The organism is Collimonas sp. PA-H2, assembly GCF_002564105.1.
Taxonomy (GTDB): Bacteria; Pseudomonadota; Gammaproteobacteria; order Burkholderiales; family Burkholderiaceae_D; genus Collimonas.
In genome coordinates, this window is the sequence record NZ_PDBX01000001.1 from 3,412,255 (window position 1) to 3,428,760 (window position 16,506).

Below are 16,506 nucleotides of genomic sequence, written 5' to 3' on the forward strand. Positions count from 1 at the left end.
ACATGCATGCAACTGTAATAGCCATCAAAGTGCTGAGCAGCTTGCTGCTGCTACCTGCCAATCTGATCTTGCTGTGCATTGCGGGTCTGTTTTTGCGGCGCTCTCACCCTAGCGTTGGAGCGGTGCTCAGCCTGGCATCATTGCTGACGCTGCTTGTGCTCAGCAGCGAAATGGGATCCTTGTTGCTGGTCGGCCCGCTTGAGCGGCGAGTGCCGGCGCTGGAAATGACTTCAGAGGGCGGTGCGCAGGCAATTGTCATATTGGGAGGTGGCCGCCTGGGTAATGCCCCTGAATACCAGGGTGAGGATGTGCCAAGCTATCGGACTCTGGCGCGCCTGGCGTACGGCGCCAGGTTACAGCGCCGGACCGGTCTGCCGGTATTGGTGTCCGGCGGCATGCCGGATGGTTCCCGCGTATCGGAAGCGGTAGTGATGGCGGCTAGCCTGCAGGATGATTTCGGGGTGCCGGTAAAATGGCGCGAAGAAGCATCTGACGACACTGCGCAAAATGCGAAATTCTCGGCAGACATTCTGCGCCAGGCTGGTGTCAGGAAAATCCTGCTGGTGACGGATGCCATGCATATGTCGCGCGCGCAAATGATGTTTGCGCAGGCTGGGCTGGATGTAGTGATTGCACCGACCGTATTTTTCAGTCACGACCGTCTTACCCTGCTGAGTTTTCTGCCATCGGGCGAGGGCTTGCGCCGTAGCGATTACGCCTTGCATGAGTGGCTGGGGATCTTGTGGTTCAAAATCCTCTCAGGCCAGTCACAGCAAGCTGGCGATCGTTAGCTGATCAGGGTTTGAACGTAGCAAATGAAATCAACAATGTGCTGAACAACTCAGCGTAGCAATGCTCTCCTAATTAGGCCGTACGGACTTGCTCAAGAGCCTTGCGAAAATGACGGACTTTTTCTTCTGTGTCAGAAAGAATGTCGTGGGTTTCCAAGGCAGAAGGAGAAACGCGGCGACAAATATCGTGGTCTTCGTTAAAGACTTGCCGGTTGACCTTTGCGGTCGACTCAAAAAATGCCGTAGTGGCGGACGAACTGGCCGCCGGGGTTGGTACTGTCAACAGGCGGCTTGCAAAATGAGTGTGACCAGCTTGTGCCGACGGGAAAAAATTCTGCAAAGAATATGAGTACCCAAATGTTGAAGAGAGCATCGCATAGGGGAAAATATAAAGACTTAGATAACCTTCATATTGGAAATCGATCGAAAACAGCCGACGCATTGCCTTTAATCGTTTAGCCAGTCGCTCATCCCCGACCTCTGCACGCCATTCTGAATTGAGGCCATAGAACTTGTTTTCGCCATCTTGCAATTTCAAGACGCCCAGTGAATCCGTATGAATAAGATCGATATGGTAGGGCTCCAAGGCATTTTCAAGCGCTATGCGCCAATTGCACTCGAAATCATACTGATTCAGGTCGGCACGACCGCAAATATTAAACGAAATGTCTTCCAAGGTTGTCGATGTATTACCTAGCTGCTCGACCAGAGACATGCATGGCTCGATTGCAAAAAAAAGGAAATCGCCGCACCAGTCAACTTGAAACTTGTTCAATCGTGCACGCGTCAGATCACATGGCTTGAAGCGTTCTGGATTTGGAATACGTACCTCGCCATTACGATAGCTCCAGCCGTGATAAGGGCAATAAGCTGGTGCGTTGCCGGCCGGCTCGATAAAAAAGCGCGTTCCGCGATGTGGACAAAGATTGTCGAACACGATCATGTCATCGGCATCGTTAAATAAAACAATGTCGCCATGCGCCCACTTTAGAACAAGAAAATCGTTGCTCGCAGGGAGCTCTGTCCGGTGAGCAATCATGTGCCAATAGTGACGAGATAATTTATCCTCAAGCACGACTTTCTCCATGACCTGAATTCTGCCCAGATATTTCAGTCAACGACAATAGTTTGCAACGCTGCGGGGATGGCATCCGATAGTTCCACATAAAATATATTACAAAATACGACGATTACATCCGTTTGGAAGGCTGGGAATAGAGGGTCATGCCGTCGGGCACACCACGGATTGCAGTTGCCCCGGCGCCGATCATGCAGCCCGCGCCAACTTTGACCTTGGGCAAGACACGCGCTCCTGAACCCAGCAGGCAGCCATCGCCGACCTTGGCAAAACCCATTACATCAACATGAGCGCTCAATGTGCTGAAAGTGCCTATCTGTGCATCGTGGCCGATCGAACTCAACACGTTCACGGTAACGAAGTCCGACACTGTAGCGTCGGCGGAGACCACGGACAAAGGGCAAAGTATGACACCCGTGCCCAGTTTGGCGCTGCTAGCCACCACTGCCGTCGGATGGATGATCGTCGCAAACTTGCCGCCTCGGGCAATGAGCGCGGACGTCAGCTCTTGCTTGGCCTTGGGACTACCCACCGCAAGCACAAGCTCGACATCAGCCGGGGGCTGGTAGTCCGCGGTTGACCCAAGGTACGGCACGTCGTAGTCGAAACCCTCCAGGCATGACGGGCTGTGGTCAATGATGCCAACGATTTCGCCTTGCGCCGGTCCGGTCGCGATCTGGCGAATCCATGAAATTACTTCGCGGGCGAAACCGCCGCCGCAGACTATGACGTATTTCTTCATCATCTCACCGAATAGCCACCGTCCACCACCATGGTACTGCCTGTGATCCAGGTGCTTCCGGAGGAAAGCAGAAACATCGCCGCAGACACGATATCGTCAGGGCTACCGAAACCCAGCAAATGCTTGGATTCATAATTTTCCATCGCGCTATCCGGCAGGGCCTTAGACATGCGCTCATGCATCTCCGTGGTGACTCCACCGCTGGCGATGCTGTTCACACGAATCCGGCGCGGCGCAAATTCGACTGCCAGCGAACGGACCATTCCATCAATTGCAGCCTTGGACGACGAGTACGCCGTCATGCCAGTCTGGCCGCGCAGTCCGGCAGCGGAAGACATCAGCACGAAAGAACCGCCCTCATCTCGTATGACGCCTCGAAACGAAAGCGCGCGCGCTATGCCAAATGCGGAGAAAACGCTAGCAGCAAAGATCTTGTCAATGTTTGCGCGCTTGGTCATCTTGATAGCCAGGTTCAGTTCCAGCCCGGCGCCGTGAAACACGCCATCAATCCCGCCTGCTTGCAGTGCCGTGTCCTTGACCACGGTAGCCACGGCGTCGGCGTCGGCAAAATCGGCAATCATGACTTGGTGATCAGCCGAAGGGGCCAGCAATGCAATCGTCTCACGGGTACGCACTTCATCCCGGCCCATTGCAATAATCGATGCGCCGCATGCCGCGAGGCCGATAGCCGTAGCCTTGCCGATGCCGGAGGAAGCGCCGGTCACCAGATATTTTTTGCCTGCGAAAGCTTGTGAATCAAATATCATAGAATTCCGTTTCATTGCAAACCAGCGACTCTATCTTCAACAGCGCTGAACCCCAGGAATAACCGACGCCAAAACCAGCCATCAGCAATGTGGTTGGCGTTTTGAGCCGTTCTTGCAGACTTGTTGTCAGCAATAGCGGGATCGATGCACTACTGGTGTTTCCGTATTTCCCGATATTGACATGGAATTTTTCTGGCGGGATCTTGGACTTGCGCGCCAGATGCTTGAGCATGAATTCGTTGGCCTGATGATACAGAAAGCCATCCACGCTATCGACGGTATGTCCGGCAAACTCAAGAGTGTTTGCCACCAGGCCGGGTACGGATTTCAGCGTGAAATTAAAAATTTCGCCGCCATCCATATAGAGGCAGCCAAGGTCTCGTCCTTCGAGGCGGGCATCTTGCCTATCAGGTGCCCGAGCTCCGCCTTGTGGAATGATCAGGTTGCGGGCGCCCTTGCCGTCCGTGCCGACGACGAAATGCGCCGGCGCAGCAGCTTCATCATATTCCAGAGCTGTCGCCGTACCTGCATCGCCAAACAGCATCGCTGTCGCCCGGTCGCTGGGATCCACGGTCTTGCTGATGGTATCACCGGCTAATAGTAGAACCCGTCGCGCACCGCCCTGCACCAACGTGGAAGCAAGCCATAAGCCGTAGGTATAGCCAGAGCATCCGAGGTTAACATCGAATGCCGCGCATGTATTGCCAAGCTCCAGCCGGCCTTGCAAGGCGCAGGCAGTTGCGGGTAAGCGATAATCCGGTGTCTGGGACACGAAAATGAGGGCGTCAACGGAAGTCTTGTCCCAGCCCAGGCGACCCAGTAGCGTTTGTGCGGCTTGAAAGCACAAATCAGAAGTCGTTACTCCGTCCTCCACGCAGTACCGGGTCTGCACACCGATCATCTTAACGACATCGTGCACCGAATCCGCGCCAAAGCGTTCTACGAAACCTTGGTTGTCGATTTCATGCCGGGGTAACACCGTCACAACACCGCGCATCGCGACTCGTTCGAGTCGATATGCACTACCAAAGTCAAGACTTGTTTTCATGCATTTGCCTGAGTGATAAGCGACTCGATGTCGGCTACTGTTTCACACTTGCCGAGCGCTGCTCCGTCCAGTGTCACATTGTAGAGCTCATCGACAATCGCAATTGTCGAAATAATCGCGAGGGAATCCCACACATGCTCGACCAATGACAGCTGAGGGCCGACCGTCGCACGATCAACTTCAAGGATGTCCGCCAATTCAGAATATAACTTTTCCATTTACCAACCTATCTAAGAGTCAATCTAATAATCAATTATTGTTCCTGCCCAAGACAGGCCCACACCAAATCCTACGACCATCACTTTGCGTTTCTTGTCGCTCGAAGTACTCAGCGAACTCAACGCTATTGGAATGGTTGACGATACGGTATTGCCTGAATAGCGCATATGCACCACGAATTTTTCAACCGGGATTTGACATTTCTTGCGCAGGGCCTCAAGAATAAACGAATTTGCCTGGTGGAACACCACGTGATCAATATCATCAATCGTGAGGTTCGCCTTATCCAGCAGACTTGCCACCAGATTCGGGACCACTTTGAGTGTAAAAGTCATCACGGCCGCGCCATCCATGAACAGATGATCATCCGATCTCGTGTTGCCCGAGTTATCCGAATACTCTTGTGCGGGCGTCAAAATGCGCGGCAATCGTGCGCCGCCAGTCTTTACTATAAGGTCTTTTGCGCCAGCGCCGTTGGTGCCGAAAATGAACGGACCGATCTCACTTGTTTCCGACGAATGCCGCTCTATCAGGGTAGCGGCAGCGCCGTCCCCAAAAATTGTTCTCACGCTTTTATCCAGCGGATGAATGAACTTCGTATAAGTATCCGCCGTGAGCAGCAATACACGCTTTATGGTGCCGGCTTCAATCAGCCCTTTGGCCAGCGACAAGCCATACACGAACCCCGAACAGCCCAGGTTGAAATCCATTGCGCCAATATCGTTGCGCAAACCGAGCCGCTCTTGCAAAATGCACGCCGTGGTCGGCAGAATGTGGTCTGGCGCCTGTGTACACAACAAAACAAAGTCGATGCTGGAGCGATCAATGTCATGCGACAAAAATAGCGACTCGGCTGCGTGAAACGCAAGGTCGGCTGCAGTTTCGTCTGGTGCCGATATGCGGCGCTCGGAAATTCCCGTTTTGCTGTATATTTTTTCCGCAGTCCATTCGGGAAACAGTGTCGCCAATTCCTCATTGCTGACAACGGAATCTGGTAGATAAGGCGTAATAGCGACAACTCTAGCTCTATTCATTATAATTAACACCTTCGGAATATGGCAGCACCTACCAGGGGCCGTGCTACTCTGCAGGGCGTTTGTTATTAAGTGCAATAGGCCACTATTTTAACCGATTTCACAAGCTCATTATAAAACTCCCCTATTTGATTGCTTAATTTTCATCTATTTAGCATTGTCAAAATAAAACTTTATTCTGCCCTGATTCCGCAACTAAAGTGTTGCTTTCGATGCCCTGGCACGGAACAGTGGAGTTTGCAATTTGACTGCTACGGGAGACCTATCCCCCCATGGCCCCGCGTTCCATACTGTTAATCTAGCCCATGTTGGTGAATTAGCGCTTAAGTCGAATCCTGTGCAAATTCACTTTGTACCCATCGCGGTATCTGTTTCCAGTCAGACGTCTAGAAAATTCGCGCCTCAAAATGGCGATGCTTTCGGACGTACTAGACGTAGATTCCCATAACTGGAAAGCAGGGGTTGATCAAGTGATCGATCAATTGCTTAGATTGGGAACCTAGAATCGCGGGGCAACTGCGCGCACCTTGGCGTTGCTGACGCCATTTGGCTTGCGCCGTAGCGATTACGCCTTGCATGAATGGCTGGGCATCTTGTGGTTCAAGATTCGCTCAGGCCAGTCACGGCAAGCTGGCGAGGTAGTGGCGGCCAGCTGATGTGCGTTGGCTGGATCGGTATCAACCCGATAATGTGGATTAGGCGTCCATCTGCGATCAAAACCGCGTTTTCCGGTAATCTGTGAATAAGCAGATTTTTTGAAGGAAAACCCATTGTATGTCTATCAGAAAGACATCGTTGCCCGGTTTCGATTATCCGCAAAAACCGACAGACCGCTTGCTTTTTGCCGTTTTACCGGCAAAGCCCGCTGCTACACGCATTGAACAAGTTACTCAGGCGTTGCGCCTAGAGCATGATTTGCACGGCGCAGCGGTTCATACAGGACAGTTGCACATTACTCTTGCGATCCTGGGCGAATATCTGGGACTGCCGCATGATGTGCTTGCTGCCGCGACTGGCGCCGCTTCACAGATTGAACAGACGGCGTTTAGAGTCCGGTTCGACCACGTCCAGACCTTTCGTAACAAATCCAGCGTGTCAGGAAATTACCCCATTGTTCTTTGCGGCGACGAGGGCGTTATCGGTTTGGAGACTCTGCATCAAGGTCTGGCAGGCAGGCTGCGCCGTTTCGGTGTTAAGGGTATTCCTGCAAGCATGACGCCTCATGTGACATTGCTGTATGAGCCCGAGCCAGTTCCCAGCCATGCGGTAGCAGCGGTAGAGTGGACGGTGCGCGAATTCGTATTGCTACATCGCCATATTGGCCAGAATCTTCCTTATTCCATTTTAGGCAGGTGGCCCTTGCAGAAGGTTTCCTGGCCGCTGCAGTGATCAGCTAAGAGTCGTTTCCGTAGCCGGCGCTGTATCCTTTGCGTTCGTCTTTATTTGAACGAAAGCGACCAGTAAAAACGCCGCACAAGTGCGGCGTTTTTCATTACATCAGTGCGTTGGCTGAACCCAGGTCAGGATTTCGCCGCCACGACGGTATTTTCATTCAAGCCGCCGCCCAGCGAGCGGTACAGATCGATCGCATTATTCAAACGCAGTTGCCGCGTCTGAATCAAGGCTTGCTGTGCCGTGAACAGATCGCGCTGCGCATTCAGGCGATCGGTGGAGCTGGCGATGCCGTTCTTGTAGCGCAGATCGGTCAGTTTCACGCGTTCTTCCTGGGCCTTGACGTAAGCGTCCTGCGCCGCCAGCTGCTCATCCAACGTACCGCGGGCGACCAGCGCATCGGATACTTCCCTGAATGCGCTCTGGATGGTCTTTTCGTAGCTGGCGATCGCCAGATTCTTGCGGATCTCGCTCAGCGACAGGTTGGCGCGGTTGCGTCCGCCTTCAAAGATCGGCAGCGTCAGTTGCGGCACGAACGACCAGGTGCGGCTGCCTGCCGAGAACAGGTTGCCCAGCGAGCTGCTGGAATTGCCGATCCCCGCTGTCAGCGAAATGGTCGGGAAGAAGGCGGCGCGGGCGGCGCCGATATTCGCGTTGGCCGAGCGCAACTGCTGCTCTGCCTGGCGGATATCCGGGCGGCGGTTCAGCAAGTCGGACGGCAGGCCGGCCGGGATTTCGCTGACGATCTTTTCATCCGACAGCGATTGCGACGCCGGTAGTTCGCCTAACGGCTTGCCGACCAGGAGCACCAAGGCATTGGTAGCCTGGCCGCGCTGGCGCACCAGCGTGGCCAAGGATACGCGTGCCGACTGCACCAGCGTTTCCGAGTTGCGCAGGTCGAGCGCCGACGAAGCACCGACGTCGAAACGCATCTTGTCCAGCTTGTAGTCGTCCAGGCGGCTGTCCAGCGTCTGCTGCGCCAGGCGCTGCTGTTCGGCATACGACTGTTCCGTCAGGTAAGCCTGGGCAACTTGCGAAATCAGGCTGATTTGCGCCGATTTCCGTGCTTCTTCCGTGGCCAGGTAACTTGCCAGGGCTGCATCTTTCAGGCTGCGTACGCGGCCGAAGAAATCCAGCTCGAAAGCCGTCATGTTCAAGCCGACCTGGTAAGAGGTGCCTACCGCAGGCTGGCCGGGAAGCAGCTGGGACGCTGCGGTGCGGCCGCGGGTGCGGCTGAAGTTGCCGTTGAAGTTAGGCAGGGCGTCGGCAGCGGTGATGTCGTACTGCGCCCGTGCTTCCTCGATATTCAAGGCAGCGGTGCGCAGGTCACGGTTGTTTTCCAGCGCGGATGCGATCAGCGCCTGCAGGCGCTGGTCCGGGAAAAATTCGCGCCAGCCGAGTTCCACCGCATCGTATTGCGCCTTGCCGTCAGCCGCAGCCGGATAGCTGCCGGCTACCGGCGCCTCCGGCCGCACGTAGGTCGGCGCCAAGGTGCAACCCGAGAGCACGCCTGCCAGCAGCAGGGCGCCGGTCAGGTTCTTGGGTAATGACGCAGCAATTGTCATATTAAACATGCTGACTCTCCACATCTATTTTTTTGTTGGCATCGTGCAGCTTTTGCTGGCGTTCGCTGCCTTTGAAGAAACTGCGTACCACCACGAAGAACACCGGCACCAGGAATACCGCCAGTACAGTCGCAGTGATCATGCCGCCCATGACGCCGGTACCGATGGCGCGCTGGCTGCCTGAACCGGCGCCGGTCTTGATCGCCAGCGGCAACACGCCGAGGATGAACGCAAACGAAGTCATCAGGATCGGCCGGAAACGCAGGTGGACTGCTTCCAGCGTCGCTTCGATCAGGCCCTTGCCTTCAGCCTGCAGGTCTTTGGCGAATTCGATGATCAGAATCGCATTCTTGGCCGACAAACCGACCACGGTAATCATCCCGACCTTGAAGTAGACGTCGTTCGGCATGCCGCGCAAGGTAACGCCCAGCAGCGCACCGAGAATACCCAGCGGCACCACCAGCATCACCGCCAGCGGAATCGATGTGCTTTCATACAACGCCGCCAGCACCAGGAATACAGCGATCAGCGACAGCAGGTACAGCATCGGCGCTTGCGAACCGGAAGTCTTTTCTTCCAGCGACTGGCCGGTCCATTCGAAGCCGAAGCCTGGCGGCAGCTTGGCGGTCAGCGCTTCCATTTCATCCATCGCTTCGCCGGTGCTATGGCCAGGCGAAGCGCCGCCGGAGATCTTCATCGCCGGATAGCCGTTGTAGCGCGTCAGCTGCACCGGACCCTTGATCCATTCCGAGCTGGTGAACGACGAGAACGGCACCATGGTACCCTGGGTGTTCTTGACATACAGCCTGGCCAGGTCTTCCGGTTGCAGACGTTGCTTCGCATCGGCTTGCACGATCACGCGTTGCTGACGGCCCTGGTTCGGGAAGTCATTGACGTAGGAAGAACCGAGCGCGGTTGACAGCGTGCTGTTGATGGCGCTGAACGAAACGCCCAGCGCATTCGCCTTGTCGCGGTCGATGTTGAGCTGCAGCTGCGGCGAATCTTCAAGGCCTTCAGGACGAACCCCAGCCAGGATCTTGCTTTGTGCAGCCATGCCGAGCATCTGGTTACGCGCCGCGGTCAACGCCGCATGGCCTTGTCCTGAACGGTCTTGCAGGCGGAAGGTGAAGCCGGTGGCGTTACCCAGTTCCGGGATAGGCGGCGGATTCAGCGGATAGACGATGGCGTCCTTGATCTGCGAGAACACGCCAAACGCCTTGCCCGCAATCGCATCGGCCGACTCGCCAGGTCCGCGCACGCTCCAGTCCTTCAGCGGCGTGAATACCAGGCCGGCATTCTGGCCGTTACCGGAGAAGCTGAAGCCGGTAATCGCCACCACATTGGCCACCGCAGGCAGTTTCGCGTAATACGCTTCGATCTGCTTGATTACTTCCAGGGTGCGGTTGCTGCTGGCGCCGGCAGGCAACTGCACGTTGGTGATGATGTAGCCCTGGTCTTCGGCCGGCAGGAACGATGCCGGCAGGCGCGTGTACAGCAGTCCCACGCAGATCAGGATGGCGCCATATACCAGCAGGTAGCGGACGGTCTTGTTCAGCATATTGGCGACGACGCCTTGATAGCGGTTGGTGGTCGCGTTGAATTTGCGGTTGAACCAGCCGAAGAAGCCCTTTTTCTCGTGATGATGGCCTTTTTCCACCGGTTTCAGGATGGTGGCGCACAGCGCCGGCGTCAGTGTAAATGCCATCAATACCGAGAACACCATCGAAGCCACCATCGACAGCGAGAACTGGCGATAGATAGCGCCCACCGCGCCGCTGAAGAATGCCATCGGGATGAACACCGCGATCAGCACCAGGGTGATACCGATCAGCGCGCCAGTAATCTGGCCCATCGCCTTGCGGGTTGCTTCGCGCGGCGACAAGCCTTCTTCGCTCATGATGCGCTCGACGTTTTCCACCACCACGATCGCATCATCGATCAGGATACCGATCGCCAGCACCATGCCGAACATGGTGAGGACGTTGATCGAGAAGCCGAACAGCAGCAGCGTGGCAAAAGTACCCATCAGCGCCACCGGAACCACGACGGTAGGAATCAGGGTGTAACGGATGTTTTGCAGGAACAGGTACATCACCAGGAACACCAGGATGATCGCTTCCACCAGGGTCTTGACCACTTCTTCAATCGAAATCTTGACGAATTTCGAGGTGTCGTAAGGGATCTCGTACTGGACGCCGGCCGGGAAGTACTTGGACAGCTCTTTCATCTTGGCTTTGACCGCTGTCGCTGTGCCCAGGGCGTTAGCGGTAGGCGATAGCTGCACGCCGACGAAAGAAGTCGGCTTGCCGTCGAGGCGGCCGGCGGTGGCGTAAGACTGGCCGCCGATTTCGATACGCGCAACATCGCGCAGACGGACGATGGAACCGTCCGAATTGGCGCGCAGCTGGATCTTGCCGAATTGTTCGACGGTATTCAGCTGGCCGGTGGCGACCACGGTGGCAGAAATCTGCTGCGTGCCAGGGCTGGGCAGATCGCCCAGCGTACCGCCTGCGACCAGCGCATTTTGCGCGGTGATGGCGGCGGTGACATCGGCTGGTGTCAGGTTCAGGCCGACCAGTTTGGCTGGGTCGATCCAGATGCGCATGGCGCGTTCGGTGCCAAACAGCTGGGCCTGGCCGACGCCTGGCACACGCTTGATTTCATTGAGCACGTTACGCGACAGATAGTCGCCCAGCGCGATCGGGTCGAGCTTGCCGTCGGTCGATGAAAGTCCGATGAACATCAGGAAGTTGCTGCGCGACTTGGTGACTTGCACGCCGTTCTGCGTAACCACCGCAGGCAGCCGTGCTTCCACCCGTTTCAGGCGGTTCTGCACATCCACCGCTGCCAGGTCGGCGTTGGTTTCCGGCGAAAACGTTACGGTGATCGAGACCGAACCGTCGGCCTGGCTTTGCGACTCGATGTACTGCAAGCCGTCGGCGCCGTTCATTTCCTGTTCGATCAGGCTGGTAACGCTATCGTCGATGGTTTGAGCGGTAGCGCCGGGATAGGCTGCGCTGACGACAATCGTCGGCGGTGCAATCGAAGGATACTGGGCCACCGGTAATTGCGTGATCGCCAGAGCACCCCCGAGCAGGATGAATATGGCGAGCACCCACGCAAACACGGGGCGGTCGATGAAAAACTTGCCCATCAGTAGGCTCCTTATTTAGCTTTAGATGTTGAATCAGCTTGCGGAGCGGCGGCTGCGGCTGCATTTGCTGCAGCGGCACCCGGTTTCCAAGGCGATGGATTGACCACAGCGCCCGGTTTCACCTTTTGCAAACCATCGACGATGACCTTGTCGCCAGCTTTCAAGCCTTCGGTGACGATCCATTTGTCGCCTTGTGCAGTGTCGGCTTTCACCGGCTGCACTGCTACCTTGTTGTCGGCGCCGACCAGGAACACCGAAGCGCCGTTGAGGTCGCGCTGGACCGCCTGTTGCGGCACGGTCAGGGCAGCGGCATTGACAGCCTGCTCCAGCTTGGCGCGCACGTACATGCCCGGCAGCAGGCTATGGTCCGGATTCGGGAACTCGGCACGCAAGGTGACCGAACCGGTATTCGGATCCACTGTCAGGTCGGAAAACAGCAGCTTGCCCGATTGCGGGTAGGCGTGGCCGTCCTCGGTTTCCAAGGTGACCTTGGCTTGGCCCTGGCCGGCGCTTTGCAGCTGGCCGTTACGCATCGCTTCCTGCAGTTTCAGGATGTCGGTGCTGGACTGGGTCAGGTTGACGTAGATCGGATCGATCTGCTGAACGGTCGCCAGCTGGGTGACTTCGCCCTGGCCGACCAGTGCGCCTTCGGTCACCAGCGCCTTGCCGATGCGGCCGGAAATCGGCGAAGTGACAGTGGCGTAGCCCAGGTTCAGGCTGGCGGTTTCGCGCGTGGCCTTGGCCGAGGCGACATCTGCCGCGGCTTGCTTCTGCGCTGCCACGGTGTCGTCGTAATCCTGCTTGCTGACGGCATTCACTTCGACCAGCGGTTTGTAGCGCTGGGCTTTCAGCGTAGCGGTGGTCAGATTTGCTTCAGCCTTGGCCAGCGCTGCCTGCGCACTGTCGTAGGTCGCGCGCAGCGGCGCCGGATCGATCAGGTATAGAGTCTGGCCGGCCTTGACGTCGCTGCCTTCGCGGAAGCTGCGCTTGAGCACGATGCCGGCGGCGCGGGCGCCGATCTGGGCGATGCGGGTAGCTTCCAGGCGGCCTGGCAATTCGGTTGTGAGAGCCAGCCGTTCCGGTGCGATAGTAATGATGGAAACACCGGCTGGGGGTGGCGCACCTTGGGCGTCCGGCTTTTTGCCGCAGGCAGCGACCGCGGACAATACCGCGACAGCCAGGGTGATACGCGTGAGACGACTGATAGAGCTAACTGAATTCATAAAATTCTCGCACGGTAATTGAGGAAAGACTGCAAATCTGACAGGTGACTCTGCTTCTGGAAATGACATAGGATATATAAGTAATTGCTTTGGTGCACCGGAGGCTACGGAACCCTACGCTAGCGGAAAGCGGGTCGAGCAGCCGGAATCCTGCTATTATACATACATGCACGAATGTATGTATTGACTTGCATGAATGGCGATGCTGAGTATATGTTGCTGTTTAATTATTTGCTGCAAATGCACAACTTATCGTAACGGTTTGGAGGTCGGCTCAAAATGGCTAGAAGTACAAAAGAAGAAGCACTGGAAACGCGTGGCCGCATCCTGGATGCGGCGGCGGAAGTGTTTCACCGGTACGGCGTGGCGCGCACTACGCTGGCGGATGTCGCCAGTGCAGCCGACGTGACGCGCGGTGCTATCTATTGGCACTTCAAGAACAAGAGCGATTTATTCGATGCCATGTGCGAGCGCGTGCGCTTGCCGATGGAAGCGATGATCGAAAAAACCGCCGACGAAAATGCGCACGATCCGTTAAATCAATTTCGCAACCGATGTTTGTTTACCTTGCAAGAAGCGACGCTCAATCCACAGTCGCGCAAAATCTTTGAAATCGTTCTGCACAAGTGCGAACTGGTGGACCCGCAGGATCCGATTTATATCCGCCAGCATGAGTGTTTCTTGCAAGGACGTACCGATATAGAACGCTTGCTGCGATTTGCGGTTGCAAAAGGGCAGCTGCCGCGCGATCTAGATCCTATCTTGGCTGCGGTCATGGTGCAAGGACTGTTGTTTGGTATTTTGAATAACTGGACCTTCAGCCCGCACAGCTTCGATCTCACCGAGAACGTATCGAAGGTGGTCGACAACTGCATCCACATGTTCAAGACCTCGCCGTTCATGCTCAAGACGCCGCCTGCCTGAACGTTTCGGACCGCTCTTACAAGGTAGCGGCCGGGTGCGGGTTCAGGATAGTGGCTATGGCCGCGCAGCCCCGCCGGCTGCGGCTTTCGGCCGGATGCATGGGCCGGCGGATTTAATAGACAGCCGGCGCCAGCAGGAGATTGATCTGCTGCAGATCTTCTTCTTTCAAGGTGCCCACCGCCGATTTCAGCTTGAGGCTGTTCATCAGCGTGTCATAGCGCGCCTTGGCCAGATCCCTGCGCGTGGAAAACAGCTGCTGTTGCGCATTCAACACATCGATATTGATGCGCACGCCGACCTGGTAGCCCAAACGGTTGGAATCCAGCGAGGACTGGCTCGAAATTTCCGCCGCCTCAAAGGCCTTCACCTGGGCCAGGCCGCTGCTGACGCCGAGATAAGCCTGGCGCGCATTCAATGCCGCGGTCCTGCGCGCATTTTCCAGATCGGAGCGAGCCTTGTCTTCCAGCGCTACTGCCTGGCGCACGCTGCTGTTGACCGCTCCGCCGGCATACAGCGGAATGGTCCACTGCACGCCGATCGAGTTGGCCGTCTGCGAGATATTGTTGAAAGGGATATCGCTGCCGCTGACATCGGAGTGCGCACGGCTGGCGATCAGGTCGACTGTGGGCAAATGGCCGGCGCGGCTTTTCTTGATGTCGTACTTGGCCGTATCCAGCGCGATCTGCTGGCCGATCACACCGAAATTCTGATCCTCGGCGCTGCTGACCCAGGTCTCTATCGCAGCCGGCTGCGGCCCGCTCAGCTGCACTCCAGGGCGCAAGGTCGCCAATGGCGCCGGCGGTTTGCCGATGATTTGCCGCAGCACGTTGCGCGCGACTTCCAGGTTATTGGTCGCCGCGATTTCCTGCGCGATCACCAGATCGTAGCTGGCTTGCGCTTCATTGGTATCGGTGATGGTGGCAGTGCCGACTTCGAAATTGCGCTTGGCGGAAGCCAGCTGCTCGGCAATCGCGCTTTGCTGCGCTTGCAGGAAAGCCAGTACGTCTTGCGCCGTCAGCGTATCGAAGTAAGCCTGGCTGACGCGCAGTATCAGATCCTGCTGCGCCTGGGCGAACCTGACCTCGCTGGCGGCCACCGACAGCTTGCTTTCCTGGTACTGCTGCCAGTAGGCCGGCCGGAACAGCGGCTGGGTCAGCTGCAGGCTGTAATTGTTGGTAATGGTGTTCCAGGATTGTCCGGAGCGGCTGTAATTGCCGCCGAAGCCGACCACCGGCAGCAGCGCCGCGCGGCCCTGTACGCTGGCTTCGTTGCCGGCGCTGAGCGCATAGCGCGCGCTGGTGTAGACCGGGTCGTTGGCCAGCGCCTGCTGGTAGGTTTGCACCAGGTCTACGGCTTGCGCGTTCATGGTCAGCAACGCGCTCGCAATCAAGGAGGCAATCAGGGTATTGCGCATTACACTCTCCGCAGCGATGTCGGCAGGTTTAGTAGGTCGGCATGGCCGGATCAACCTGCTGCGCCCAGGCATGGACGCCGCCGGTCAGGTTGCTTACCGCGGAAAAGCCGTGGCGCTCAAGGAAGGCGGCGACCTGCATGCTGCGTGCGCCGTGGTGGCAGATGCAGACGATGGCCTGCTCTTCCTCCAGGTCGTTCAGGTGCGCCGGCACCGTCTGCATCGGCATCAGCTGCGCTGCCGCGATGTGGCAGGTCTGGTATTCCCAGGGTTCGCGCACATCCAGCAACAACGGCGTCGGCCGCTGCGGATCGGCGATCCAGGCGGCCAGTTCTGAGGCGGTTAGATGTTGCATAGGCTCGATTAGAACTTGAACTGTGAATGTACAGCGGCTTCGCGCAGCGGCTTGACGTCGGTTTCAAACAGGTTGACCGTGCTGTAGCTGGTGTCCGCGGTACGGGTGATGATCTGCGCAAGCATCACAGGCGCGTCGCCGACGATGGCGATGATGCGGCCGCCGACATTGAGTTGCTTGAGGAAGGCATCCGGCAGCACCGCCAGCGAGCCGGAGATGACGATCACGTCGAAGCGCTTGGTTTCGCTCTGGTCCCAGCCCTGGGCGCCGTTGCCTTGCACGACGTCGACGTTGGTGATGCCATAGGCAGCCAGGTTGCCGGCGGCCAGCGCCTTCAGTTCCGGATCGATTTCCACCGTGGTGACGTGCCTTGCCTTGTAACACAGCAAAGCTGCCATATAGCCCGAGCCTGTGCCGATTTCCAGCACTTGTTCATGCTTCTTGACGGCAGCTTCTTGCAGCAAGCGCGCTTCTACCTTCGGCGCCAGCATGCTTTCGCCGTTGGCGCCCGGCAGCGGGATCTCGGTATCGGAAAATGCCAGGCTTTTGTAGGCGGCCGGCACGAAATCCTCGCGGCGGACTACCGTCAGCAATTCCAGAACGTCCAGATCCAGCACGTTCCACGGGCGAATTTGCTGTTCGATCATATTGAAGCGGGCTTGTTCGATATTCATGGTTAAGGCTCGGTAATGAAAAATAAAGGGCTCATTCTATCAAAGGCCACCCTCAAAAACCTATCGCAGGCTGCGGCAAACCCGGCAAAACACCGATGTGCAACGGTAATCCACGGTTTACGGCGCCTC

Annotated in this window: 16 protein-coding genes; 4 read left to right on the forward strand and 12 right to left on the reverse strand. The window is 56.8% G+C overall.

What is annotated here, in order from left to right:
- Positions 1–2: 2 nt before the first annotated feature.
- Positions 3–791 (forward strand): YdcF family protein, encoded by a 789-nt coding sequence (locus BCF11_RS15620; RefSeq protein ID WP_098495542.1) that lies wholly within the window; start codon positions 3–5, stop codon positions 789–791.
- Between the two features lie 73 nt (positions 792–864).
- Here the strand turns inward: BCF11_RS15620 and BCF11_RS15625 are convergent, their stop codons facing one another.
- The 6 genes from BCF11_RS15625 to BCF11_RS15650 all read right to left on the reverse strand — a co-directional run bounded on the left by BCF11_RS15625 (position 865) and on the right by BCF11_RS15650 (position 5,679).
- Entirely contained in the window at positions 865–1,878 is a 1,014-nt protein-coding gene (locus tag BCF11_RS15625; protein WP_098495543.1) for an aromatic ring-hydroxylating dioxygenase subunit alpha, read from the reverse strand.
- Positions 1,879–1,981: 103 nt separating this feature from the next.
- Positions 1,982–2,614: an acetyltransferase gene (locus BCF11_RS15630; protein WP_233212499.1), complete on the reverse strand. Its 633-nt coding sequence runs from the start codon at positions 2,612–2,614 to the stop codon at positions 1,982–1,984.
- On the reverse strand, positions 2,611–3,375 hold the full coding sequence (locus BCF11_RS15635; protein WP_369827858.1) for an SDR family NAD(P)-dependent oxidoreductase: 765 nt from the start codon (positions 3,373–3,375) through the stop codon (positions 2,611–2,613). The genes BCF11_RS15630 and BCF11_RS15635 overlap by 4 nt, the downstream gene beginning before the upstream one ends.
- On the reverse strand, positions 3,368–4,426 hold the full coding sequence (locus tag BCF11_RS15640; RefSeq protein ID WP_098495545.1) for a ketoacyl-ACP synthase III: 1,059 nt from the start codon (positions 4,424–4,426) through the stop codon (positions 3,368–3,370). Before BCF11_RS15640 ends, BCF11_RS15635 begins: the two co-directional genes overlap by 8 nt.
- Positions 4,423–4,644: an acyl carrier protein gene (locus BCF11_RS15645; protein WP_098495546.1), complete on the reverse strand. Its 222-nt coding sequence runs from the start codon at positions 4,642–4,644 to the stop codon at positions 4,423–4,425. Before BCF11_RS15645 ends, BCF11_RS15640 begins: the two co-directional genes overlap by 4 nt.
- Before the next feature lie 24 nt (positions 4,645–4,668).
- Positions 4,669–5,679 (reverse strand): 3-oxoacyl-ACP synthase III family protein, encoded by a 1,011-nt coding sequence (locus BCF11_RS15650; protein ID WP_098495547.1) that lies wholly within the window; start codon positions 5,677–5,679, stop codon positions 4,669–4,671.
- A gap of 533 nt (positions 5,680–6,212) precedes the next feature.
- Here BCF11_RS15650 and BCF11_RS28510 point away from each other — a divergent pair.
- Entirely contained in the window at positions 6,213–6,335 is a 123-nt protein-coding gene (locus tag BCF11_RS28510) for a hypothetical protein (RefSeq protein ID WP_255407825.1), read from the forward strand.
- A 118-nt stretch (positions 6,336–6,453) separates the two neighbouring features.
- A complete protein-coding gene (locus BCF11_RS15655) occupies positions 6,454–7,068 on the forward strand; it encodes a 2'-5' RNA ligase family protein (protein ID WP_098495548.1) in 615 nt (204 codons plus the stop codon).
- 131 nt (positions 7,069–7,199) lie between these two features.
- On the opposite strand, the gene BCF11_RS15660 is transcribed toward BCF11_RS15655, so the two are convergent.
- Genes BCF11_RS15660 through BCF11_RS15670 form a run of 3 tightly spaced genes read right to left on the reverse strand, consistent with a single transcriptional unit; the run spans position 7,200 to position 13,013 of the window.
- Positions 7,200–8,645, reverse strand: coding sequence for an efflux transporter outer membrane subunit (locus BCF11_RS15660; protein WP_098495549.1), 1,446 nt, complete (start codon positions 8,643–8,645; stop codon positions 7,200–7,202).
- Positions 8,638–11,790: an efflux RND transporter permease subunit gene (locus BCF11_RS15665; protein ID WP_098495550.1), complete on the reverse strand. Its 3,153-nt coding sequence runs from the start codon at positions 11,788–11,790 to the stop codon at positions 8,638–8,640. Before BCF11_RS15665 ends, BCF11_RS15660 begins: the two co-directional genes overlap by 8 nt.
- Positions 11,791–11,801: 11 nt before the next feature.
- A complete protein-coding gene (locus BCF11_RS15670) occupies positions 11,802–13,013 on the reverse strand; it encodes an efflux RND transporter periplasmic adaptor subunit (protein ID WP_098495551.1) in 1,212 nt (403 codons plus the stop codon).
- Between the two features lie 279 nt (positions 13,014–13,292).
- Here BCF11_RS15670 and BCF11_RS15675 point away from each other — a divergent pair, with 279 nt between their 5' ends.
- On the forward strand, positions 13,293–13,937 hold the full coding sequence (locus BCF11_RS15675; protein ID WP_098495552.1) for a TetR family transcriptional regulator: 645 nt from the start codon (positions 13,293–13,295) through the stop codon (positions 13,935–13,937).
- A gap of 112 nt (positions 13,938–14,049) precedes the next feature.
- Here BCF11_RS15675 and BCF11_RS15680 read toward each other — a convergent pair whose 3' ends face one another.
- The 3 genes from BCF11_RS15680 to BCF11_RS15690 are packed head-to-tail and all read right to left on the reverse strand — an operon-like array spanning position 14,050 to position 16,377.
- Positions 14,050–15,351, reverse strand: coding sequence for a TolC family outer membrane protein (locus tag BCF11_RS15680; RefSeq protein WP_098495553.1), 1,302 nt, complete (start codon positions 15,349–15,351; stop codon positions 14,050–14,052).
- A gap of 28 nt (positions 15,352–15,379) precedes the next feature.
- Positions 15,380–15,703: a rhodanese-like domain-containing protein gene (locus tag BCF11_RS15685; RefSeq protein WP_098495554.1), complete on the reverse strand. Its 324-nt coding sequence runs from the start codon at positions 15,701–15,703 to the stop codon at positions 15,380–15,382.
- An 8-nt stretch (positions 15,704–15,711) separates the two neighbouring features.
- Complete coding sequence (locus BCF11_RS15690; RefSeq protein ID WP_098495555.1) at positions 15,712–16,377, reverse strand: protein-L-isoaspartate O-methyltransferase; 666 nt, start codon at positions 16,375–16,377, stop codon at positions 15,712–15,714.
- Positions 16,378–16,506: the final 129 nt, after the last annotated feature.